Origin of the sequence: Lacinutrix himadriensis, from assembly GCF_001418105.1 — a bacterium.
Classification (GTDB): Bacteria; Bacteroidota; Bacteroidia; order Flavobacteriales; family Flavobacteriaceae; genus Oceanihabitans; species Oceanihabitans himadriense.
On the sequence record NZ_LIQI01000017.1, the window covers coordinates 111,575 to 135,771 of the forward strand.

General features: G+C 34.2%; 16 protein-coding genes, 5 tRNA genes and 1 pseudogene. 21 read left to right on the plus strand and 1 reads right to left on the minus strand.

What is annotated here, in order from left to right; all coding sequences use genetic code 11:
* The first annotated feature begins 7 nt into the window (after positions 1 to 7).
* The 18 genes and pseudogenes from AMD28_RS18850 to AMD28_RS05275 all read left to right on the plus strand — a co-directional run bounded on the left by AMD28_RS18850 (position 8) and on the right by AMD28_RS05275 (position 16,112).
* On the plus strand, positions 8 to 847 hold the full coding sequence (locus tag AMD28_RS18850; protein ID WP_241492446.1) for a hypothetical protein: 840 nt from the start codon (positions 8 to 10) through the stop codon (positions 845 to 847).
* 327 nt (positions 848 to 1,174) lie between these two features.
* Positions 1,175 to 2,068, plus strand: coding sequence for a tyrosine-type recombinase/integrase (locus tag AMD28_RS05195; protein ID WP_055443101.1), 894 nt, complete (start codon positions 1,175 to 1,177; stop codon positions 2,066 to 2,068).
* A gap of 32 nt (positions 2,069 to 2,100) precedes the next feature.
* Positions 2,101 to 2,403, plus strand: a complete 303-nt coding sequence (gene hpf / locus AMD28_RS05200) for a ribosome hibernation-promoting factor, HPF/YfiA family (protein ID WP_055443102.1) — start codon at positions 2,101 to 2,103, stop codon at positions 2,401 to 2,403.
* A gap of 104 nt (positions 2,404 to 2,507) precedes the next feature.
* Positions 2,508 to 2,581, plus strand: a tRNA-Thr gene (locus AMD28_RS05205).
* Between the two features lie 33 nt (positions 2,582 to 2,614).
* A tRNA-Tyr gene (locus AMD28_RS05210) sits at positions 2,615 to 2,696 on the plus strand.
* A gap of 71 nt (positions 2,697 to 2,767) precedes the next feature.
* Positions 2,768 to 2,840: transfer RNA gene (locus AMD28_RS05215), tRNA-Gly, on the plus strand.
* 10 nt (positions 2,841 to 2,850) lie between these two features.
* Positions 2,851 to 2,922: transfer RNA gene (locus tag AMD28_RS05220), tRNA-Thr, on the plus strand.
* Between the two features lie 63 nt (positions 2,923 to 2,985).
* Positions 2,986 to 4,173, plus strand: coding sequence for an elongation factor Tu (tuf, locus tag AMD28_RS05225; protein ID WP_055443103.1), 1,188 nt, complete (start codon positions 2,986 to 2,988; stop codon positions 4,171 to 4,173).
* A gap of 63 nt (positions 4,174 to 4,236) precedes the next feature.
* Positions 4,237 to 4,309 (plus strand) — tRNA-Trp (locus AMD28_RS05230).
* A gap of 17 nt (positions 4,310 to 4,326) precedes the next feature.
* Complete coding sequence (gene secE / locus AMD28_RS05235; RefSeq protein ID WP_055443119.1) at positions 4,327 to 4,524, plus strand: preprotein translocase subunit SecE; 198 nt, start codon at positions 4,327 to 4,329, stop codon at positions 4,522 to 4,524.
* Positions 4,525 to 4,535: 11 nt separating this feature from the next.
* Positions 4,536 to 5,090, plus strand: coding sequence for a transcription termination/antitermination protein NusG (nusG, locus tag AMD28_RS05240; RefSeq protein WP_055443104.1), 555 nt, complete (start codon positions 4,536 to 4,538; stop codon positions 5,088 to 5,090).
* A gap of 69 nt (positions 5,091 to 5,159) precedes the next feature.
* Positions 5,160 to 5,597: a 50S ribosomal protein L11 gene (gene rplK / locus AMD28_RS05245; RefSeq protein WP_055443105.1), complete on the plus strand. Its 438-nt coding sequence runs from the start codon at positions 5,160 to 5,162 to the stop codon at positions 5,595 to 5,597.
* A 19-nt stretch (positions 5,598 to 5,616) separates the two neighbouring features.
* Complete coding sequence (gene rplA, locus AMD28_RS05250) at positions 5,617 to 6,306, plus strand: 50S ribosomal protein L1 (protein ID WP_055443106.1); 690 nt, start codon at positions 5,617 to 5,619, stop codon at positions 6,304 to 6,306.
* Between the two features lie 19 nt (positions 6,307 to 6,325).
* Entirely contained in the window at positions 6,326 to 6,847 is a 522-nt protein-coding gene (gene rplJ, locus AMD28_RS05255) for a 50S ribosomal protein L10 (protein WP_055443107.1), read from the plus strand.
* 61 nt (positions 6,848 to 6,908) lie between these two features.
* Positions 6,909 to 7,283 carry a 50S ribosomal protein L7/L12 gene (rplL, locus tag AMD28_RS05260; RefSeq protein WP_055443108.1) on the plus strand — a complete coding sequence of 125 codons (375 nt, stop codon included), beginning with the start codon at positions 6,909 to 6,911 and terminating at the stop codon, positions 7,281 to 7,283.
* 125 nt (positions 7,284 to 7,408) lie between these two features.
* Positions 7,409 to 11,221: a DNA-directed RNA polymerase subunit beta gene (rpoB, locus tag AMD28_RS05265; RefSeq protein WP_055443109.1), complete on the plus strand. Its 3,813-nt coding sequence runs from the start codon at positions 7,409 to 7,411 to the stop codon at positions 11,219 to 11,221.
* A gap of 82 nt (positions 11,222 to 11,303) precedes the next feature.
* Positions 11,304 to 15,604, plus strand: a pseudogene (rpoC, locus tag AMD28_RS05270) (DNA-directed RNA polymerase subunit beta').
* 190 nt (positions 15,605 to 15,794) lie between these two features.
* The gene (locus AMD28_RS05275) at positions 15,795 to 16,112 is read left to right on the plus strand and encodes a DUF3467 domain-containing protein (RefSeq protein ID WP_055443110.1); all 318 of its coding nucleotides are present in this window, start codon (positions 15,795 to 15,797) and stop codon (positions 16,110 to 16,112) included.
* Between the two features lie 609 nt (positions 16,113 to 16,721).
* On the opposite strand, the gene AMD28_RS05280 is transcribed toward AMD28_RS05275, so the two are convergent.
* A complete protein-coding gene (locus AMD28_RS05280; protein ID WP_055443111.1) occupies positions 16,722 to 18,311 on the minus strand; it encodes a peptide chain release factor 3 in 1,590 nt (529 codons plus the stop codon).
* A 708-nt stretch (positions 18,312 to 19,019) separates the two neighbouring features.
* Here AMD28_RS05280 and AMD28_RS05290 point away from each other — a divergent pair.
* The 3 genes from AMD28_RS05290 to AMD28_RS19155 form a co-directional block, all read left to right on the plus strand.
* Complete coding sequence (locus tag AMD28_RS05290) at positions 19,020 to 22,457, plus strand: SdrD B-like domain-containing protein (protein ID WP_055443113.1); 3,438 nt, start codon at positions 19,020 to 19,022, stop codon at positions 22,455 to 22,457.
* A gap of 408 nt (positions 22,458 to 22,865) precedes the next feature.
* Positions 22,866 to 23,546, plus strand: a complete 681-nt coding sequence (locus tag AMD28_RS05295) for an SdrD B-like domain-containing protein (protein WP_055443114.1) — start codon at positions 22,866 to 22,868, stop codon at positions 23,544 to 23,546.
* Positions 23,547 to 23,686: 140 nt separating this feature from the next.
* A partial coding sequence (locus AMD28_RS19155; protein WP_420806042.1) for an SdrD B-like domain-containing protein occupies positions 23,687 to 24,197 on the plus strand: 511 nt, incomplete at its 3' end.

Genomic DNA, 24,197 nt, shown 5'->3' on the forward strand with positions numbered 1-24,197 from the left:
TCGTGATGTGGATAGTTTGTTCACTTTTGCATCTTATAAGAATCAAAATACCAAGAAAAAACTCAAAGCAAAAGACATAAGCCGAAGATCGGTTACTACAGACCAACTATTAACAGCCATTAAATGGAATGATAATAGAATAAACGGTTTGCAAAATCTTTTTCAAGGAAAATTAAATGTACTGCGTAATGCAAACAATGCTAAAGCTATATTTGGTGACGACATACTAGAGAAGCACCAATTTGAACTAGATACTATTTTAGTAGATAACGAGCGTAAACTATATAAAATTAAAATAGAAGATTCTAAAGACTTTGTAGGTTTAGATACCAAAGGAATCTTTAATGAAGGGTATCACGCACAAGGTTGGTTATATATTTATTATGATAACTATGCCTTTAAAAAAATAGAGTATGAGCTGGTAGCAGCATCTCCAGCGCAAAAAGATAGAAGTAAAAGACTTTTTGATACGCAAACCAATCACAAGTTGGTAATCACCTACATGGAGTATAAAGACAAAATGTATCCAAACTATATCTATTACGAAACACCAAAGTTGGTCAATGTAGGAATGAAACCATCTTTAAAGATTTCAAAAGTAGAAGAAGCACGTTATAATAAAGAAGAACGTTACTATTATACGGTACAAGAAATTCTGTTTTCCGAAATTATTTTAGACAAAGAAGAAATAGCAAGCGAGCTACAAAAAGATTGGGATGCAGACATCTTTGCGCCAAAACCATACAACAAAGACTTCTGGAAGAGTTACAACGTCTTATTAGAAAGTGAAGAAGATGAGCAGCTTATTTTAGATCTAAGCAAAAGAGCGTCCTTATATAAAGATTAATTATTTGGGCAAATACTCCTTCGCTAAAGCAAACAAACTTTATCATTTACAACTAAGTAATAAGACTGTGAATTTTTAAATTAGGCATTTATATGTTTCGAAGCTTTAGCGAAGGAGCACCACGCTTTCACTACTCGCTTTTTTATGAAAAATAAAAAGAGCTCAAACAAACCGTTCTATCGTTTTTGCGAGAGATCGACAAAATATTAAGCAGAAGTATTTATAGAATATTAAATCCTATTAGTAATAACTAGTAGGATTTTTTTGTTTTAAAATCAATTCCAGTAAAACTTTAGTACATTTAACTATTAACTATTAACTTCAATAATGCTATTTAACGCTTTCATCGATTATCTCTTGTTAGAAAAAAACTATTCTAAGCTGACCATAAAAGCCTATGAAAAAGATCTTTCCGATTTCTTAATGTTTAATGCTTCCGCATTCGATCAAGAAAGTATAGAAGACGCAAACTATTCGCAAATAAGAAGTTGGATAGTCGCTATGGTAGAAAAAGAAATTTCTAATAGAAGTATTAATAGAAAAATTTCGGCTTTAAACACCTACTATAAATTCCTTCTTAAAATAGGAGAAATAGAAGCAAATCCATTAGCAAAACACAAAGCTTTAAAAACAAGTAAGAAAATACAGATTCCATTTTCTGAAGCCGAAATAGCAATCGTATTAGACGAGCTTAACTTTCAAGAAGATTATAAGGGAATACGAGATAAACTAATCATAGAGTTATTTTATTCTACAGGAATTAGACGTATAGAGCTGGTGCAGTTGCAATTAAAAGATGTCGATACCTCCAATAAAACATTAAAAGTATTAGGCAAACGTAACAAAGAAAGATTTGTGCCATTATTAGAATCTGTAATACAAACTATAAACAAATATCTAGAAGCGAGAAAGCAATTAGAAATAATAGAAGATAAAGAGTCTTTGTTTTTAACCCAAAAAGGAGTTAAAATTTACGAAACACTTGTATACCGAATAATAAATGAGTATTTTAGTTTAGCATCTACTAAAGTAAAAAAGAGTCCGCATATATTAAGACATTCATTTGCGACACATTTACTAAATCAAGGTGCAGACCTAAATGCTGTAAAAGAATTGCTTGGGCATTCTAGTTTAGCTGCAACACAAGTGTATACACATAATAGTATAGCAGAGTTAAAAAAAGTGTATCTAAACACACATCCAAGAAGTAAAAAAAAATAGCATAATTGTTTAACCTATAATAAATTAGAAGTATGAAAGTAAACACCCAATCCGTCAACTTCAATGCAGACCAAAAACTATTAGACTTTGTCCAAAAACGTATGGATAAGTTAGATACCTTTTACGATAAGATAATAAAAGCAGACGTTTTTTTGAAATTAGATAATACCAGTGATAAGGAAAATAAAATTTTTGAAGCACGAGTAAGTGTACCCGGAGATAGTTTCGTTGTGAAAAAACAATGTAAATCGTTCGAAGAGGGTACAGATGTGGCGATTGCGTCGCTTGAAAGACAGTTAAAAAAGCGAAAAGAAAAATTAAGAGCACATTTATAAAAAAAATATCGAAAAAATGTTTTGAATAATTAAATAAATATATACATTTGCAGTCCGTTAGAAATAGCGGGCTTTTTTTATAGCCAAATGGCATTAAAAAAAATGCCGATGTAGCTCAGCTGGCTAGAGCAGCTGATTTGTAATCAGCAGGTCGTGGGTTCGAGTCCCTCCATCGGCTCAAGTTCTTTAACAGAGTGAAATATTTATAATTGGGGAGATACTCAAGCGGCCAACGAGGACAGACTGTAACTCTGTTGTTTTTAACTTCGTAGGTTCGAATCCTACTCTCCCCACTTTTTTAACTGCGATACCAGTAAAGTAGTTTTAAAAGGAAGGTTATAAATATTATGGATTATAAATAATTGCGAGAGTAGCTCAGTTGGTAGAGCGTCAGCCTTCCAAGCTGAATGTCGCCGGTTCGAACCCGGTCTCTCGCTCTAATATTTAGCCGGTGTAGCTCAGGGGTAGAGCGTTTCCTTGGTAAGGAAGAGGCCACGGGTTCAATTCCCGTCATTGGCTCTTTTTAAAGTATAGTATAGAATAAATTGAACAATAATATAAATAGATTAAAATAAATTAAACATGGCAAAGGCAACTTTCGATCGTTCAAAACCACACTTAAACATTGGTACAATTGGACACGTAGATCACGGTAAAACAACTTTAACTGCTGCTATTACTAAAGTATTAGCTGATGCAGGTTTATCAGAAGCAAAAGATTTCGATCAAATTGATAACGCTCCTGAAGAAAAAGAAAGAGGTATAACAATTAATACTTCTCACGTAGAATATGCAACAGCAAATCGTCATTACGCTCACGTTGACTGTCCAGGTCACGCCGATTACGTAAAGAACATGGTTACTGGTGCAGCGCAAATGGATGGTGCTATTTTAGTAGTAGCAGCAACAGATGGTCCAATGCCACAAACACGTGAGCATATCTTATTAGGACGTCAGGTAGGAATTCCTCGTATGGTTGTATTCATGAATAAAGTGGATATGGTTGATGATGAAGAATTACTTGAGTTAGTAGATATGGAGATTAGAGATTTATTATCTTTCTATGAGTATGATGGAGATAATGGACCTGTAATTGCTGGTTCTGCTTTAGGTGCACTTAACGGTGAACAAAAATGGGTAGATACTGTAATGGAATTAATGGATGCAGTAGATGCATGGATTGAAGAGCCTGTAAGAGAAGTAGATAAGCCTTTCTTAATGCCTATCGAAGATGTATTCTCAATTACTGGTCGTGGTACTGTAGCAACTGGTCGTATTGAGACTGGTGTAGCAAATACTGGAGATCCTGTAGAGATTATTGGAATGGGAGCTGAAAAGTTAACTTCTACTGTAACAGGTATTGAAATGTTCCGTCAAATCCTTGATAGAGGTGAAGCTGGAGATAATGCAGGTATCTTATTAAGAGGTATTGAGAAATCAATGATTTCTAGAGGAATGGTAATCTGTAAGCCAGGTTCTGTAACTCCTCACGCTAAATTTAAAGCAGAGGTTTATATTCTTAAGAAAGAAGAAGGTGGACGTCACACTCCATTCCACACAAATTACCGTCCTCAATTTTACGTTCGTACAACGGATGTAACTGGAAACATTGCGCTTCCTGATGGAGTTGAAATGGTAATGCCTGGAGATAACTTAACAATTCACGTTGAGTTAATTCAACCAATTGCAATGAATGTTGGTCTTCGTTTCGCTATACGTGAAGGAGGAAGAACAGTTGGAGCTGGTCAGGTAACTGAGATTTTAGACTAATTAAGAGTTTATAAATAATAAGTAAAGGTGTTCCGTTTTTGCGGAACGCCTTGACTTATATTTACGGGTTTAGCTCAGTTGGTAGAGCACTGGTCTCCAAAACCAGGTGTCGGGAGTTCGAGTCTCTCAACCCGTGCAAATACAAATATTATAATGGCAGGAATTGTAAATTATATAAAAGAATCATTTGAAGAATTAAAGAATAATGTGAGCTGGCCTACATGGGCAGAAACACAAAGTTTAACTATTCTTGTAGCTGTATTTTCTATTATTTTCTCTTTAGCAATTTGGGGAATAGATACAGTTTTTAGTAAAGTTATTGGGTATTATTTTAATTTAATAAACGGATAATTTTAAGATTTATGTCTGAAGGAATAGAAAAGAAGTGGTACGTAGTTAGAGCTGTAAGTGGTCAAGAAAACAAAATCAAAGCATATATTGAGAATGAAATAGCTCGATTAGGTTTACAAGATTATGTAGATCAGGTTCTTGTACCTACTGAAAAAGTAATTCAAATACGTAACGGGAAAAAAGTAAGCAAAGAAAAAGTTTACTTTCCTGGTTATATAATGGTTCAGGCGAATTTAAGTGGTGAAATTCCTCACATAATTAAATCAGTAACAAACGTTATTGGTTTTTTAGGGGAAACTAAAGGAGGAGAGCCAGTACCTTTAAGACAATCTGAAGTAAACAGAATGTTAGGTAAAGTAGATGAATTAGAAGTAGATACAGATGTTAATGTAGCAATACCATTCACTATAGGTGAAACGGTAAAAGTTATAGACGGACCATTTAATGGTTTTGACGGAAGTATTGAGAAGATAAATGAAGAAAAGCGTAAACTAGAAGTAATGGTGAAGATTTTTGGAAGAAAAACACCATTAGAATTAAGTTATATGCAAGTAGAAAAAGTATAATAATTGTTACATAAAGATAGATGTTTCTTTTGCTTCCAATAAAAGTAAACATCGACTAAATTATTTAAAATGGCAAAAGAGTTAGACAAAGTAGTTAAGTTACAAGTAAGGGGAGGTGCAGCGAATCCGTCGCCACCGGTTGGACCCGCTCTAGGAGCTGCTGGGGTTAATATCATGGAGTTCTGTAAGCAGTTTAATGCTAGAACACAAGATAAACCAGGTAAAGTTTTACCTGTGGTAATTTCTGTTTACAGAGACAAATCATTTGAATTTGTAATCAAAACACCACCAGCTGCAGTACAATTATTAGAAGCGGCAAAAATCAAGAAGGGTTCAGGAGAACCAAACCGAAAAAAAGTAGCTAAAGTTTCTTGGGATCAAGTGAAAACTATCGCAGAAGACAAAATGGTAGATTTAAATGCATTTACAATTGAATCTGCTATGAAGATGGTAGCTGGAACCGCAAGGTCAATGGGTATAACCGTGACTGGAAACGCGCCAAATTAATCTATAAAAGAAATTTAAAATGGCAAGATTAACAAAAAAGAAAAAAGAGGCTTTAGCAAAAATAGAAAAAGGAAAAGTTTATTCTATTACTGAAGCATCTGCATTAATAAAAGAAATATCTAATGCAAAGTTTGACGCATCTGTAGATTTAGCAGTTCGTTTAGGAGTAGATCCTAGAAAAGCTAACCAAATGGTAAGAGGTGTAGTATCGCTTCCTCATGGTACAGGTAAAGACGTAAAAGTTTTAGCATTAGTAACTCCAGATAAAGAAGCAGAAGCTAAAGAAGCTGGAGCAGATTTCGTTGGTTTAGATGAGTACCTTGATAAAATCAAGAGTGGTTGGACAGACGTAGACGTTATTATTACTATGCCTAGTGTTATGGGTAAATTAGGTCCTTTAGGACGTGTATTAGGTCCTCGTGGTTTAATGCCTAACCCAAAGACTGGTACAGTAACAATGGATATTGCAAAAGCCGTAACAGAAGTAAAAGCTGGTAAAATTGACTTTAAAGTAGATAAAACTGGTATTGTACACGCTGCAATTGGAAAAGCATCTTTTAGTGCTGATAAGATTGAAGGTAATGCAAATGAATTATTACAAACATTAATGAAACTTAAACCAACTGCATCTAAGGGAGTTTATGTAAAAAGCATCTTTATGTCTTCTACTATGAGCCCTAGTATAGCTGTAGATACTAAAATTGGTTAATTAGTTAAAAACTTTTATTATGACAAGAGAAGACAAATCACAAGTAATTAAAGACTTAACTTCACAATTAGCTGATAACGCAAATATCTATTTAACAGATATTTCTGGATTAAACGCAGTTGCAACATCTAATTTACGTCGTGCTTGTTTTAAAGCAAACGTGCAGTTAGCAGTTGTTAAGAACACATTACTTGAAAAAGCAATGGAAGCATCAGATAGAGAATTTGGTGATCTTCCTACAGTTTTAAAAGGAAATACATCGGTGATGTATTCTGAAACTGGAAACGCTCCAGCTAAAGTAATTAAAGCTTTCAGAAAGAAATCAGAGAAGCCTTTATTAAAAGGTGCTTTTATTGAAGAAGCTGTTTACATTGGTGATGAGCAATTAGATATGTTAGTTGACATCAAATCGAAAGAAGAATTAATTGGAGATATCATTGGATTATTACAATCTCCAGCTAAAAACGTTATTTCAGCGCTTCAATCGGGAGGAAATACACTTTCAGGTATCTTAAAAACATTATCTCAAAAAGAGGGATAATCAACTAAGTACGCACTTAATTACAAATATATTATTACAAAATTATTAAAACGATAGAAAAATGGCAGATTTAAAAGATTTCGCAGAACAATTAGTTAACTTAACAGTAAAAGAAGTTAATGAATTAGCAACTATATTAAAAGATGAGTACGGTATTGAGCCTGCTGCTGCAGCTGTAGCTGTTGCTGCTGGACCTGCAGGTGGTGGAGACGCTGCTGAAGCTCAAACTGAATTTGACGTAATATTAAAAGCCGCTGGTGGTTCTAAATTAGCAGTAGTAAAATTAGTTAAGGAATTAACTGGTTTAGGTTTAAAAGAAGCTAAAGGTTTAGTTGATGATGCACCAAGTGCAATCAAAGAAGGAGTTACTAAAGACGAAGCAGAAGGCTTAAAAGCTTCTTTAGAAGAAGCGGGAGCTGAGGTAGAGCTTAAGTAAGCACACCAAGCAAACAACATAAAGGTTTAGGTCTGGAACACGCGTTCTAAGACCTAGACCATTTTGCGTATAAAAATATGACATATACGTTTTATAATTTTTTTTAATCAAAACTCCGTCCATTGATGTTAGCAAAACAAGCTGAAAGATTAAATTTCTCATCTATTATCAATAGAACTGAATATCCAGATTTTATGGATATTCAAATAAAATCCTTTCAGGATTTTTTCCAGTTAGAAACTAAATCTGAAGAAAGAGGAGATGAAGGTCTATATAATACCTTTCTAGAAAACTTCCCAATAACAGACACACGTAATCAATTCGTATTAGAATTTTTAGATTACTTCATTGATCCACCTAGATATTCTATAGAAGAATGTATTGAGAGAGGACTTACTTATAGTGTTCCATTAAAAGCAAGGTTAAAGTTATATTGTACAGACCCTGAACATGAGGATTTCGAGACCATTGTTCAAGATGTGTACTTAGGTACTATACCTTACATGACACCTTCTGGTACTTTTTGTATCAATGGTGCAGAACGCGTTGTAGTTTCTCAATTGCATCGTTCACCGGGTGTGTTTTTCGGTCAATCATTCCACGCAAATGGTACTAAATTATACTCTGCAAGAGTAATACCATTTAAAGGTTCTTGGATTGAGTTCGCTACAGATATTAATCAAGTAATGTATGCATACATTGATAGAAAGAAAAAATTACCTGTAACTACTTTATTTAGAGCAATTGGTTTTGAACGTGATAAAGATATTTTAGAGATTTTTGATTTAGCTGAAGAAGTTAAAGTATCAAAATCTGGACTTAAGAAAATCTTAGGACGTAAACTTGCTGCACGTGTTCTTAATACATGGCATGAAGATTTCGTTGATGAAGATACAGGAGAAGTAGTATCGATAGAACGTAATGAAATCGTTTTAGATCGTGATACTGTTATAGATAAAGATAATATTGAAGAAATTCTTGAAGCGAATGTAAAAGCAATCCTTTTACATAAAGAAAGTGCAGAACAAGGAGATTATGCTATTATTCATAATACACTTCAAAAGGATCCTACAAACTCTGAAAAAGAAGCTGTAGAACATATTTATAGACAACTACGTAATGCAGAGCCGCCAGATGAAGAAACTGCACGTGGTATTATAGATAAATTATTCTTTAGTGATCAACGTTACTCTTTAGGAGAAGTTGGTCGTTATAGAATGAACAAGAAATTACAGTTAGATATCGGTATGGATAAGCAAGTGCTTACCAAAGAAGATATCATAACTATTATAAAATATTTAATCGAGCTTATTAACTCTAAAGCGGAGATTGATGATATTGATCACCTATCTAACCGTCGTGTACGTACAGTAGGAGAACAATTATCTTCTCAATTTGGTGTTGGTTTAGCACGTATGGCACGTACTATTCGTGAACGTATGAACGTTCGTGATAACGAAGTATTTACACCTATTGACTTAATTAATGCAAAGACATTATCTTCTGTAATTAATTCTTTCTTTGGTACAAATCAGTTGTCTCAATTTATGGATCAAACCAACCCTCTTGCAGAGATTACGCATAAGCGTCGTCTTTCCGCATTAGGACCAGGTGGTTTATCTCGTGAAAGAGCAGGTTTCGAAGTACGTGATGTTCACTATACACACTACGGAAGACTTTGTCCTATTGAAACACCAGAGGGACCAAATATTGGTCTTATCTCTTCACTTTCAGTTTTTGCTAAAGTGAATTCTATGGGATTCATTGAAACACCTTACAGAAAAGTAACAGATGGTGTAGTAGATATTAAAAATGAACCGATTTACTTAAGTGCTGAAGAGGAAGAAGATAAATTAATCGCGCAAGCAACTGTAAAAGTTGATGACGATGGTAAGATTTTAGATGATAAGGTAATTGCTAGAATGGAAGGTGATTTCCCAGTAATTGATCCTAAGGAGCTTCACTATACAGATGTTGCACCAAATCAAATTACATCTATTTCTGCTTCATTAATTCCTTTCTTAGAACATGATGATGCAAATAGAGCCCTAATGGGATCTAACATGATGCGTCAAGCTGTACCATTATTACGTCCGCAAGCTCCTATTGTAGGAACTGGTTTAGAACGTCAAGTGGCTTCAGATTCTCGTGTACTTATTAATGCAGAGAGAAATGGTGTTGTACAATATGTAGATTCACTAGAAATTACTATAAAATACGATCGTACAGATGATGAAGCTAAAGTTAGTTTCGATTCAGATACAAAAACATATCCTTTAACGAAGTTTAGAAAAACCAATCAAGGTACAAGTATTAACTTGAAACCAATTGTTGTAAAAGGAGATAAAGTTGTAAAAGGTCAAGTTTTATCTGAAGGGTATGCAACTCAAAAAGGAGAGCTAGCTTTAGGAAGAAATATGAAAGTAGCCTTCATGCCTTGGAAAGGGTATAACTTTGAGGATGCAATTGTAATTTCTGAAAAAGTAGTACGTGAAGATATTTTTACATCTATACATATAGATGAGTATTCTTTAGAAGTTAGAGATACAAAATTAGGTAACGAAGAGTTAACTAATGATATTCCTAACGTATCTGAAGAAGCTACAAAAGATCTTGATGAAAACGGAATGATTCGTGTTGGGGCAGAAGTGAAACCTGGTGATATCCTTATCGGAAAAATTACACCTAAAGGGGAATCGGATCCTACTCCAGAAGAAAAATTATTACGTGCAATCTTTGGTGATAAAGCTGGAGATGTAAAAGATGCTTCATTAAAAGCTTCACCTTCATTACATGGTGTTGTAATTAATAAGAAGTTATTCTCAAGAGCGGTTAAAGATAAACGTAAACGTGCTCAAGATAAAGAAGATATAGCGCAATTAGAAGCATTATATTATACGAAGTTTGATGATTTACAAGCTGTTTTAGTAGATAAATTATTCACACTTGTAAATGGTAAAACTGCACAAGGTATCTTTAATGATTTAGGTGAAGAAGTTCTTCCAAAAGGAAAGAAATTTACACTTAAAATGTTAAATGCTGTAGATGATTATACGCACTTAACTTCTGGTACTTGGACAACAGATGACAAGACTAACAAGTTAGTTGCAGATTTAATTCACAACTACAAAATTAAAGAAAACGATTTACAAGGTTCTTTAAGACGTGAGAAATTCACTATTTCTGTAGGAGATGAATTACCAGCAGGAATCATCAAATTAGCAAAAGTTTATATTGCTAAAAAGCGTAAGCTTAAAGTTGGTGATAAAATGGCAGGACGACATGGTAACAAAGGTATTGTTGCACGTATTGTACGTCAAGAAGATATGCCATTCTTAGAAGATGGAACTCCAGTTGATATTGTATTAAATCCACTTGGTGTACCTTCTCGTATGAACATTGGTCAGATATATGAAACTGTATTAGGTTGGGCCGGACAAAAATTAGGTCGTACATACGCTACGCCAATCTTTGATGGTGCTACTTTAGATCAAATTAACGAATTTACAGACGAAGCTGGAATTCCAAGATTTGGACATACCTATCTTTATGATGGTGGTACTGGAGATCGTTTTGATCAACCAGCAACCGTTGGAGTTATTTATATGTTGAAATTAGGACATATGGTTGACGATAAAATGCACGCTCGTTCAATAGGACCATACTCTCTTATTACACAACAACCTCTTGGTGGTAAAGCACAATTTGGTGGACAACGTTTTGGAGAAATGGAAGTTTGGGCACTGGAAGCATATGGTGCATCAGCAACCTTACGAGAAATATTGACAGTGAAATCTGATGATGTAATTGGTAGAGCTAAAACATACGAAAGTATTGTTAAAGGAGAACCAATGCCAGATCCGGGATTACCTGAATCATTCAATGTATTGATGCATGAATTGAAAGGGTTAGGATTAGACATCAGATTAGAGGAATAATAAAAAAAGTATGAGGTCGCAGTATTCGGTTAGCATTAATTGGATAACGGAATACTGAGACTGAGACTGAATACTATAAGAAATGGCAAGAAAACAAGATAAGAACACAGTAAAGAGATTTAATAAAATCTCCATTGGTTTAGCATCACCAGAATCTATTTTAGCAGAATCTAGAGGTGAAGTTTTAAAACCAGAAACTATTAATTATCGTACACATAAACCAGAACGTGACGGTTTATTCTGTGAGCGTATTTTTGGTCCTGTAAAGGATTATGAATGTGCTTGTGGTAAATATAAACGTATTCGCTACAAAGGTATTGTATGTGATCGTTGTGGTGTTGAAGTAACAGAAAAGAAAGTACGTCGTGACAGAGTAGGACACATTAATTTAGTTGTTCCTGTTGCACATATTTGGTATTTCCGTTCTTTACCAAACAAAATAGGTTACTTATTAGGATTACCTTCTAAGAAATTAGATATGATTATTTACTACGAACGTTACGTAGTAATTCAACCAGGTATTGCTAAAAATGCCGAAGGAGAACCATTACAAAAAATGGATTTCTTAACCGAAGAAGAATACTTAAATATTCTAGAAACTCTTCCGCAAGAAAACCAATACCTAGATGATACAGATCCAAACAAGTTCCTTGCTAAAATGGGAGCAGAATGTTTGATCGACTTATTAGCTAGAATAGATTTAGAAACGCTTTCTTATGAGTTACGTCATAAAGCAAATACCGAAACGTCTAAACAACGTAAAACGGAAGCTTTAAAACGTTTACAAGTAGTAGAAGCTTTAAAAGAATCTAATGAAAATAGAGAGAACCGTCCAGAATGGATGATCTTGAAAGTAGTGCCAATTATCCCACCAGAATTAAGACCTTTAGTGCCTTTAGATGGTGGACGTTTTGCAACTTCAGATTTAAATGATTTATATCGTCGTGTAATTATTAGAAACAACCGTCTTAAGAGATTAGTTGAAATAAAAGCACCAGAAGTTATTTTACGTAATGAGAAACGTATGTTACAAGAATCTGTAGATTCTTTATTAGATAACACACGTAAATCATCTGCAGTAAAAACAGATTCTAATAGACCATTAAAATCATTATCAGATTCACTTAAAGGTAAGCAAGGACGTTTCCGTCAAAACTTACTTGGTAAGCGTGTCGATTATTCTGCTCGTTCTGTAATTGTTGTAGGACCAGAATTAAGATTATTTGAATGTGGATTGCCTAAAAATATGGCAGCAGAGCTTTACAAACCTTTCGTAATTAGAAAACTAATTGAAAGAGGAATTGTAAAAACTGTAAAATCTGCAAAGAAAATTATAGATAAAAGAGAGCCTGTAGTTTGGGATATTTTAGAGAATGTTTTAAAAGGACATCCAGTACTTTTAAATCGTGCTCCTACATTACACAGACTAGGTATTCAAGCTTTTCAACCAAAATTAATTGAAGGAAAAGCAATTCAATTACACCCATTAGTAACTACTGCATTTAATGCCGATTTTGATGGAGATCAAATGGCAGTGCACTTACCATTAGGACCAGAAGCTATTTTAGAATGTCAATTATTAATGTTGGCTTCACATAATATCTTAAATCCAGCAAATGGTTCGCCAGTAACTGTACCTTCACAGGATATGGTACTTGGTCTTTACTATATGACCAAATTAAGAACTTCTACTAAAGACGTAAAAGTTAAAGGAGAAGGTTTAACTTTCTATTCTGCCGAAGAAGTAACTATTGCTTACAACGAAAAGCAAGTAGACTTAAATGCGCAAATTAAAGTAAGAGCAATAGATTTTAATGAAGCAGGAGAATTAGTTCCTCAAATTATTGAAACTACTGTTGGTCGTGTAATCTTTAATAAGAAAGTGCCAGCTGCAGCAGGATATATTAATGATGTATTAACTAAAAAATCACTAAGAAATATTATTGGTGATATTTTAAAAGTAACATCAGTACCTGAAACAGCAGATTTCTTAGATGAAATTAAAAACTTAGGATACTACTACGCATTTAAAGGTGGTTTATCATTTAGTTTAGGAGATATTATTATTCCACCAGAAAAACAATCTATGATTGATTCTGCAAACGTAAAAGTGGAAGGAATTATGGGTAACTATAACATGGGACTTATAACAAATAATGAACGTTATAACCAAGTTATTGATATCTGGACTTCTACCAATGCAGAACTGACAGAATTGTCAATGAAGCGTATTCGTGAAGATCAACAAGGTTTCAACTCGGTGTATATGATGCTTGATTCTGGAGCCCGTGGATCTAAAGAACAGATTCGCCAGTTAACAGGAATGCGTGGATTAATGGCGAAGCCTAAAAAATCTACTGCAGGAGGAGGATCTATTATTGAAAATCCAATTCTTTCTAACTTTAAGGAAGGTCTTTCTATTTTAGAATACTTTATTTCTACGCACGGTGCACGTAAAGGTCTTGCCGATACAGCACTTAAAACTGCCGATGCAGGTTACTTAACACGTCGTCTAGTAGATGTATCTCAAGATGTAATTGTAAACACGGTAGATTGTGGAACTTTAAGAGGAGTAGAAATTGCGCCACTTAAAAAGAATGATGAAGTTGTTGAAACTTTAGAAGAAAGAATCTTAGGTCGTATTTCATTAAACGATATATATAATCCATTAACAGACGAATTATTAGTTGGAGCTAATGAGTTAATTACAGAAGAGATTGCAAAAGCAATTGAAAACTCTCCAGTCGATAAAGTAGATGCTCGTTCACCATTAAGTTGTGAAGCGAAGAAAGGTATTTGCGCAAAATGTTATGGAAGAAACCTTGCAACTAACAAAATGGTGCAACGTGGAGAAGCAGTAGGAGTTGTGGCAGCACAATCTATTGGAGAACCAGGTACGCAGTTAACATTACGTACGTTCCACGTAGGTGGTATTGCAGGTAACATTTCTGAAGAAAATAAATTAGCTGTTAAGTTTGACGGTATTGCAGAAATTGAAGAATTAAAAACTGTAAAAGGGGAAGATAACGAAGGAAACGTTGTAGACGTTGTAATCTCTCGTACTTCTGAAATCAAATTAATAGATAAGAAAACGGGTATTACTTTAAGTACTAACAATATTCCTTACGGTTCATTTGTTCAAGTTAAAAACGGAGACAAATTAACTAAAGGTGATGTAGTTTGTTCATGGGATCCATATAACGGTGTAATTATTTCAGAATTTGCTGGAAAAGTTCGTTATGAAAACATTGAGCAAGGTATCACATACCAAGTTGAAATTGATGAGCAAACAGGTTTCCAAGAAAAAGTAATTTCTGAATCTAGAAACAAAAAGCTTATTCCAACACTTATTGTTGAAGATAGTAAAGGCGAAGCAATTCGTTCTTACAACTTACCAGTAGGAGCTCACATTATGATTGATGATGGTGAGAAAGTTAAGATTGGTAAAATTTTAGTTAAGATTCCACGTAAGTCTTCTAAAGCAGGAGATATTACAGGAGGTTTACCACGTGTAACAGAATTGTTTGAAGCACGTAACCCTTCTAATCCAGCAGTAGTAAGTGCTATTGATGGTGTAGTTTCTTTCGGTAAAATTAAAAGAGGTAATCGTGAGATTATTATAGAATCTAAAACTGGAGATATTAAGAAATACTTAGTTAAATTATCGAATCAAATTCTTGTACAAGAAAACGATTTTGTAAAAGCAGGATGCCTTTATCAGATGGTTCTATAACACCTAACGATATCCTTAACATTAAAGGACCTTCAGCGGTACAACAATACTTAGTTAACGAAGTACAAGAAGTATATCGTTTACAAGGTGTAAAAATTAACGATAAGCACTTCGAAGTTGTTGTAAGACAAATGATGCGTAAAGTTAGAATTATAGATTCTGGTGATACTATCTTCTTAGAAGATCAACTAGTACATAAAGCAGATTTCATTCAAGAAAATGATGATATCTTCGGAATGAAAGTTGTTGAAAATGCTGGTGATTCTAGCGCCTTAAAAGAAGGACAAATTGTAACAGCACGTGAATTAAGAGATGAAAATTCTATTTTACGTCGTGAGGATAAAGCATTAGCGGAAGCTAGAGATGCTAAACCTGCAACTGCTACACCTATCTTACAAGGTATTACAAGAGCATCGTTACAAACAAAATCATTTATATCTGCAGCTTCTTTCCAAGAAACTACCAAGGTATTAAATGAAGCTGCTGTAGCAGGTAAAATTGATACTCTAGAAGGACTTAAAGAAAATGTAATTGTAGGACACAGAATTCCAGCAGGAACAGGAATGCGTAACTATGAAAACATTATCGTAGGATCTAAAGAAGAGTTTGATCAAATGATGCAAGCAAAACAAGAGGTTAACTATAATTAAATGAGATTCCAACACTTCTTTTTGAAGTGTTGGCTAATCGAATTTATTCCTGCGCAGGCAGGAATCTCTTAATTTGAAACGAAAGTTTTAATATAATAACAAAAGTCCTGTTTTTTTAAACAGGACTTTTTATTTTAAATATAATTATTAATAAGACTTCCGTTTCTACGGAAGTGTAAACAAGTTTACGATGGCAGAAGATAAAAACAAGAAAAAACCAGGACAAATTAATATAGAATTAGATGAGAAAATTGCGGAAGGGACTTATTCTAACCTAGCAATTATTAATCATTCTGTTTCCGAATTTGTTGTAGATTTTGTTAGTATTATGCCTGGAACACCTAAAAGTAAGGTGAAATCTAGAATTATATTAACACCACAGCACGCTAAACGATTGATGAAAGCTTTAAGTGATAACGTAGCTAAGTTTGAAAACATGCATGGTGAAATCAAAGATTATGAGCAACCTCCAATTCCATTGAACTTCGGACCAACAGGAGAAGCCTAGTAGTTTCGTTATAAGTATATGCTAGTTTTTCGACTTGTTGGATGTGCTCAAAATGTTTTTTTGAGCAACCTCCAATTCCATTGAACTTCGGACCAACAGGAGAAGCCTAGTAGTTTCGTTATAAGTATATGCTAGTTTTTCGACTTGTTGGATGTGCTCAAAAAGTTTTTTTGAGCAACCTCCAATTCCATTGAACTTCGGACCAACAGGAGAAGCCTAGTAGTTTCGTTATAAGTATATGCTAGTTTTTCGACTTGTTGGATGTGCTCAAAATGTTTTTTTGAGCAACCTCCAATTCCTCTTAATTTCGGACCAACAGGAGAAGCTTAATTTTTGATCAAACAAAAATCAATAAATGTAAAATTCAGTTTTACAAGTTTAAAAATATTACGCATAAAAAATCCTCTAACACTGTTAGAGGATTTTTTTATGCGTAATTATTATATATAGATTTAAATTATAATGATAAACACTTTAATAGAATTTTATTATTCCGAATAAAATTTCGGCTTGCATTAATCAGGTTTATTTTACTTTTTAATAAATCGGCAAGTATTTGTATGTGTTTTATATTAAAAGGCTCTTAAATGGTTTTAAAATCGATTTTCACTATTTAAACTCACTTACAAAATGAAATTTTAGACTTGGATATTTTTGTTGTGTCATTTGTAAAGAAAATGCAGAGTCTGCTAAAAATACGAGTTGATTTCTTTTGTCTTTCGCTAAAAAACGTTGTTTTACTCTTATAAATTCTTTGTATTCTTCACTTTTTTCATTTTCAGTTTCTATCCAACAAGCTTTAAAAACATTTAAATTTTCGTAGGTACATTTCGCACCATATTCATGTTCTAATCGGTATTGTATAACTTCATATTGTAATGCACCAACGGTACCAATAACCTTTCTTCCATTTAATTCTAAAGTAAATAATTGGGCAACACCTTCATCCATTAATTGATCTATACCTTTGTTTAATTGTTTAGATTTCATTGGATCCGCATTATTTATATATCTAAAATGCTCTGGTGAGAAACTAGGTACACCTTTGTAATTTAGTATTTCACCTTCGGTTAAGGTGTCTCCAATTTTAAAGGTTCCAGTATCTTGTAAACCTACAATATCACCAGGATAAGAGATGTCTACAATTTCTTTTTTCTCTGCAAAGAATGCATTCGGACTAGAAAATTTTACTTTTTTATTATGTCTAACGTGCAAGTACTGTGTATTTCTTTTAAATTCTCCAGATACTATTTTAACAAATGCCAAACGGTTTCTATGGTTGGGATCCATGTTGGCGTGAATTTTAAAAACAAAGCCAGAGAATTTATCTTCATCCGGTTTTACTAATCGTTCTTCACTTTGCTTTGGTCTAGGTTTAGGTGCTATTTCAACAAAACAATCTAATAATTCACGTACTCCAAAACTATTTAAAGCAGAACCAAAAAACACAGGTTGTAAAGTACCATCCAAGTAGTCTTTATTATCAAAACTTGGGTAAATACCTTCTACTAATTCTATCTCTTCTCTTAGAGTTTCTGCAGCTTTATCTCCTACTAATTTGTTTAATTCACTAGAGTTTAAATCCGAAATCTCTAATGTTTCCTCAATATTCTTTCTACTATCTCCACTAAATAAGTTGATATTCTTTTCCCATAAATTATAGATACCTTTAAAGTCATACCCCATTCCAATTGGAAAACTTAAAGGAGTTACTCGTAAACCTAATTTTTGTTCTATTTCATCAAGCAGTTCAAAAGCATCTTTACCTTCACGATCCATCTTGTTAATAAAAACAATCATTGGAATGTTTCGCATTCTACAAACTTCCACTAATTTCTCTGTTTGTTCCTCAACTCCTTTTGCAACATCAATTACCACGATAACACTGTCAACAGCAGTAAGGGTTCTAAATGTATCTTCAGCAAAATCTTTATGTCCGGGTGTATCTAAAATATTAATTTTAATACCATTATATTCAAAAGCTAATACTGAAGTAGCTACAGATATTCCACGCTGTCTTTCAATTTCCATGAAATCACTCGTGGCACCTTTCTTAATTTTGTTACTTTTTACAGCTCCTGCTTCTTGAATAGCACCACCAAATAATAGTAATTTCTCTGTTAGAGTTGTCTTACCAGCATCAGGATGAGAGATAATTCCAAAGGTTCTTCTTCGTTTGATTTCGTCTGTAAATTTCATAAAAAATAATTTTGGTAAATATACTTAAGACAAATATTTTATGGGGAATTTCAGAGAGTAATTTTTTTATTATTAATAGTCTTTTATTAAGTAATAGGAATAAGTTAATTCTTTATAATAAGGACTAATTGTTTATAGCACTTATGTTTTAAAGAAATATTAAGATTGCTATTAAATTTCTTGCCTCTTTTAAAAGTGTTGATAACCATTCATTTAGTTATTGACTTATGCTGTATTGTAAATTATAGTAATGTTATTAAGTCAACAGCATTGAATTTTCGTTTATGTCACTGAATCCATTCTTTCAACGATTAATTAAGTTACATCATCGGTTAAAATAGTCTCGGTTAGTGTTTAAGACTATTTTTACTTTTGATTATGATAAATTTGATAAGAAAAATCTTACAAAATGCATTTAGCCGTCTATTTTTGGATTTAATCGAATTAAGTGAACAATTTTATTAAATCGCTTTGTAGAAAATATTGTAATGATATTTTTGTGGGAATATTACATTATGGAAAAACCGTAATTAAATAATATTCTATTTTATATATACCGCAGTAAGCTGTATTAAAACAAATAGATTTTTTGTACCAATATATATAGGTGTTGGTTTTTAACTTTAACAAAATCACAATGTTTTGTGGCGTTATCGTCATAAAGTGTTTTTTAATTATAATAAAATACTCAATTATATTCATTCTAATATGAAAAACTTTACACGATTCTCGATTTGTCTAATTAAATTAAAGGATTTATTTTTTATTTTTTTCTTACTTATTGGCATATTAAATGCTAATGCACAGTCTAATCCGGTTTTCCCTAATACTCAAACGCTTATAGCAGGTACAGCGAATCAACCTGGAGCTGTGTATTTAATTGAAGATGTAGAATTAACAGGTAATGGTGGTGCGTTTGATGTTGATGCAATTTTAAGTATTGTCTCTTTTACAGGTACACCAGCTATTACTAGCGTAGATGATACGCAGTATGTGCAAAATAGATTTGAACCAGTTATAACGTATTCTATAGCAGGTCAGGCTATTCGTTGGAGAATGGAGTTTATTGTTGCAAATTCTGCAGATTCAGATTTGGCAGATGCAGTTTCTTTTCCTTTAGATTCTTATACTTTAGAAATTATAGATTTAGATGCAGAAGAGTGGGCAGAAGTGATTGTGCCAGATAGTTATGAGCTTGCAGGTACTTCGCAACCTCAAACTATCATTACGGCGGGACCAGGAGTAATCCCTAATTCTATTCGTTTTACTAGTGCAAATGTCACTGATTCTGGTGTTAGTACCACTAATACAAGGTCTGTAGTTAAAGTTAATTATAAAAATGTTAGTGTTGTTGATTTCACATTAGGTAGAGATAATAATGATCCAAATACAACAAGAAATATTTCTGTTGGGTTTCTAGGAGAGGTAGTATTTACTACCCCTAATGTTGTGGATGTTAATGCTCCACCGGTAGTAGTAGATGATCTAGGAAATACCATTAATTCTGATTCTTCCTTTTTTAGTGAGGTATTAACTGGTTCAAGTGATCCAGACGGAAACATAGATCCTGCAACTGTACATTTAATAGATCCAAATGATTTTTCAAATCAAGGAAGCGTTGGTACCCCATTAATTATTGCTGGTGTTGGTAGATATACTGTTGACACTACAGGTAATGTTGTATTTACTCCAGAATTAGATTATGCTGGTGATGCTTCTATTTTATTTACAGTAGAAGATGAGTTAGGTGTTTTTTCAAACCAAGGAAATTTAGAAATAACAGTCATTGATAAATGTGACGCTTTAGCTTCGGGAAACCTAGATAGTGATGGAGATGATGTTTCCGATTCTTGTGATTTAGATAATGATAATGATGGTATAATTGATACTGCAGAAGGAATCTGTACTTCTCCAGTACAATCTGAATCCTGGAATATTGTAAGTACTACAGAAGCTACTTTCGATTATAATAATGGCGTTATAGCAAGATTAGTTACTAATTCAACTGGATTTCAAACAAATTCAGTAGGGAATTTTAATACAGAAGCTTTTTGGTCAGAGACCTTAAGCGGAGATGTTTCTTTACAAAGAGAATATAGTTGGGGAAGTACTTTAACCGTTTCTTTTGAAGATGCAGCAGGAAACCCCATTAAGGTTACAAATCCTAAATTACATGTAGATAGATTAGGAGGTAGTGATGGTGTTACAGAAAATTCTGCTTTAATGACGCTTCAAGGTGGTTTAACTTGGACTAAGATTGCAGGATCTGGCACTACCGATTTAGAAGTGACGTCAACGACAGTAAGAGATAGCGGTTCTGGGAATTCAATAGGTACAGGGTATACTTTTGAAAGCACACAAGATGTTGCTAACGGTACAGCAGCTGGGTCTTTACAAATTAATGGTAACATGTCAACTTTTACAATTCAATTTGTTCAAGATGGTGTTTCTGGAGTGCTTTCAGATGGAATTGAATTTATCCTTTTTGCGTGTACAGATTTAGATACAGATGGAGATGGTACTCCTGATTATTTAGATTTAGATAGTGATGATGATGGTTGTTCAGATGCGCTTGAAGGAACAGGAATTATTGATGCAGGTAGTGTTGTAAATGGACAATTAACTGGAGCTGTAGATACAGTAACAGGTGTGCCAAGCAATGTAGATGAAAATTTAGGTCAAGGAGTTGGAGGTTCTATAGATGGAACACCTTCAGATAGTAATGGACAATGTGATTCCGATAATGATGGAACTATAGATGCTAATGATTTATGCGAGGGATTTGACGATAATATGAATGCAGATGGAGATGCATATCCAGATGGTTGTGACGAAGATGATGATAATGATGGTATTACAGATGTAAACGAAGGATTAGTTATTGCGCCAGGTCAACCAGACTGTGGTACGGAAACAACGCTAAACTTTAATAATGCTTACACAGAAGAATCAGGTGATGGTAATGTAGCGACACTTTTAGAAGGAGAAGTTTTTAGATTTGCTAATGTAACAACAGGAGTAGATGCCTTAGTAACAATTGTCGATTTTAACAATATTACTTCTTTACCTACTTTAGATGATAATGGATCAAATCCTAATTCTTTTCAACCACAATCGGCTTTTAGTTTAACTAGTGAAGGAGATCAAGCGTGGACAGAGTTTCAATTTGATTTTGTAGCTTCAGGAACAACGACTCCTGTAGTCATTTCAAAATTCTTTGCAAACTTTAATGATGTAGATGGAGGTGCCAATTATGGAGAACAAAACTGGTCACAATTATCTTTAAATTATGTGGTAGATAGTCCAACAGAATTATCAATTACTAACGCAGGATCATGGATAGTTGGAACAGCAGGAAATAATGAGTATCCAGGGGTGACTAATACTTTTCCTCAGGTAAATTATTCAACAGAACATGGAGGGATTTCTTCGTATTTTATTCGTTTAGGTGCAATAGCAAGAGTTAATGGTGCAACGGCGAATGGAAGACAACACAATGTACAGTTTGCTTGTGTAAATAATTTTGTGAATCCTATAAGTACAATAAGCATAGATACAGATGGGGATGGTATACCAAATCATTTAGATACAGATAGTGATGCTGATGGTTGTCCAGATGCTATAGAAGGTAATGGAGGTATTTTATTATCTCAGTTAGATGGAAATGACATGATATCTGGAGCTATAAATACTAATGGTATTCCTACTGCAGCAAATAGTGGTAACGGTCAGGCAGATGTAAGTGCAACAGATGATATGGTTAATGGTTGTTTCGGTGATATTACTGGAGTTGTATTCGAAGACCTTAACGGAAACGGAACACAAGATACCGGTGAACTAGGAATTGAAGGAGTAGAAGTAGATATTACAGATGTAAATAATGTTACTACTACCGAAACTACTGGACCTGACGGAAGTTGGACAGCAAGTGATATTCCATTAGGTGAAACAGATATAAATGTTGATGAAACTACTTTACCAGCAGATATAACAGATACGTTAACAACCACAAATTCTGACCCAGAAACAATAACAGTTGTAACAGGGGCAAATACCACAACAGATGATGGTTATGCACCAGTAGTAGGAGGATTAACGGAGTTGTATTCGAAGACCTTAAGGAAACGGAACACAAGAAACTGGTGAAGCAGGAATTGCAGATGTAGATGTAACATTACGGATGTAAATGGAAATGAAACAAAGCAACTACGGATGTAACGGAACATGGACAGCAACAGAATTCCAGTAGGAGCGCAGAAGATGTGATGAACTACTACCAGATATTACAAACATTAACAGTACTGGTCAGATCCAGAAACAGTACGGTATTAGATGGAGTAACACTACACAACAGATGATGGTTATGCACCAGTAGTAGGAGGATTAACGGAGTTGATTGAAGACTTAAGAAACGGAACACAAGAAACTGGGAAGCAGGAATTGCAGATGTAGATGTAACATTACGGATGTAAATGGAATGAAACAACAGCAACTACGGATGCTAACGGAACATGGACAGCAACAGAATTCCAGTAGGAGCGCAGATATGATGTGATGAAACTACTTACCAACAGATATTACAATACATTAACAAGTACTGGATCAGATCCAGAAACAGTAACGGTATTAGATGGAGTAACGACTACCACAACAGATGATGGTTATGCACCAGTAGTAGGAGGATTAACCGGAGTTGTATTCGAAGACCTTAACGGAAACGGAACACAAGAAACTGGTGAAGCAGGAATTGCAGATGTAGATGTAACTATTACGGATGTAAATGGAAATGAAACAACAGCAACTACGGATGCTAACGGAACATGGACAGCAACAGACATTCCAGTAGGAGCAGCAGATATTGATGTAGATGAAACTACTTTACCAACAGATATTACCAACACATTAACAAGTACTGGATCAGATCCAGAAACAGTTACGGTATTAGATGGAGTAACGACTACCACAACAGATGATGGTTATGCACCAGTAGTAGGAGGATTAACGGGAGTTGTATTCGAAGACCTTAACGGAAACGGAACACAAGAAACTGGTGAAGCAGGAATTGCAGATGTAGATGTAACTATTACGGATGTAAATGGAAATGAAACAACAGCAACTACGGATGCTAACGGAACATGGACAGCAACAGACATTCCAGTAGGAGCAGCAGATATCGATGTAGATGAAACTACCTTACCAACAGATATTAAAAATACATTAACAAGTACTGGATAAGATCCAGAAACAGAACGGTATTAGATGGAGTAACAACTACCACAACAGATGATGGTTATGCACCAGTAGTAGGAGGATTAACCGGAGTTGTATTCGAAGATATCAATGGTGATGGTGTTCAAGATCCAGGAGAAGATGGAATAGCAGGAGTAGATGTTATTATTACCGATGTAAATAATAACCCAGTAACAGTAACTACAGGGTCTGACGGAACATGGACAGCAACAGACATTCCAGTAGGAGATGCAACAGTTAATGTAGATGAATCTACCTTACCAACAGATGTAAGTAGCACTTTAACTACCACTGGTTCTGATCCAGAAACAGTAACAGTAAACGAAGGACCAAATACAAGTACAGCAGATGGATATTCTCCAGTAACGGCAGAATTAACCGGAGTTGTATTTGCAGATACTAACGGAAACGGAATTCAAGATGCAGGTGAAGATGGAATTGCAGGAGTAGATGTTATCATTACCGATGTAAATAGTACACCAACTACAGTAACTACAGGAGCAGACGGAAGCTGGTCATTAAACAATGTACCAGTAGGTGATGCAACCGTAGACGTAGATGAAAGTACTTTACCAGCAAACATAACAAGTACCTTAACTACTACAAATTCTGACCCAGAAACAGTAACTGTAGGAA

What these genes read in the sequence shown, in the direction of transcription:
- AMD28_RS05275 (WP_055443110.1), top strand. Translation starts at nt 15,795, where the DNA reads ATGGCAGAAGATAAAAACAAGAAAAAACCAGGACAAATTAATATAGAA.
- rplJ (WP_055443107.1), top strand. Translation starts at nt 6,326, where the DNA reads ATGACAAGAGAAGACAAATCACAAGTAATTAAAGACTTAACTTCACAA.
- AMD28_RS05295 (WP_055443114.1), top strand. Translation starts at nt 22,866, where the DNA reads ATGAAACTACTTACCAACAGATATTACAATACATTAACAAGTACTGGA.
- hpf (WP_055443102.1), top strand. Translation starts at nt 2,101, where the DNA reads ATGAAAGTAAACACCCAATCCGTCAACTTCAATGCAGACCAAAAACTA.
- rplK (WP_055443105.1), top strand. Translation starts at nt 5,160, where the DNA reads ATGGCAAAAGAGTTAGACAAAGTAGTTAAGTTACAAGTAAGGGGAGGT.
- rpoB (WP_055443109.1), top strand. Translation starts at nt 7,409, where the DNA reads ATGTTAGCAAAACAAGCTGAAAGATTAAATTTCTCATCTATTATCAAT.
- AMD28_RS05290 (WP_055443113.1), top strand. Translation starts at nt 19,020, where the DNA reads ATGAAAAACTTTACACGATTCTCGATTTGTCTAATTAAATTAAAGGAT.
- secE (WP_055443119.1), top strand. Translation starts at nt 4,327, where the DNA reads ATGGCAGGAATTGTAAATTATATAAAAGAATCATTTGAAGAATTAAAG.
- AMD28_RS05195 (WP_055443101.1), top strand. Translation starts at nt 1,175, where the DNA reads ATGCTATTTAACGCTTTCATCGATTATCTCTTGTTAGAAAAAAACTAT.
- rplL (WP_055443108.1), top strand. Translation starts at nt 6,909, where the DNA reads ATGGCAGATTTAAAAGATTTCGCAGAACAATTAGTTAACTTAACAGTA.
- nusG (WP_055443104.1), top strand. Translation starts at nt 4,536, where the DNA reads ATGTCTGAAGGAATAGAAAAGAAGTGGTACGTAGTTAGAGCTGTAAGT.
- tuf (WP_055443103.1), top strand. Translation starts at nt 2,986, where the DNA reads ATGGCAAAGGCAACTTTCGATCGTTCAAAACCACACTTAAACATTGGT.
- AMD28_RS05280 (WP_055443111.1), bottom strand. Translation starts at nt 18,311, where the DNA reads ATGAAATTTACAGACGAAATCAAACGAAGAAGAACCTTTGGAATTATC.
- rplA (WP_055443106.1), top strand. Translation starts at nt 5,617, where the DNA reads ATGGCAAGATTAACAAAAAAGAAAAAAGAGGCTTTAGCAAAAATAGAA.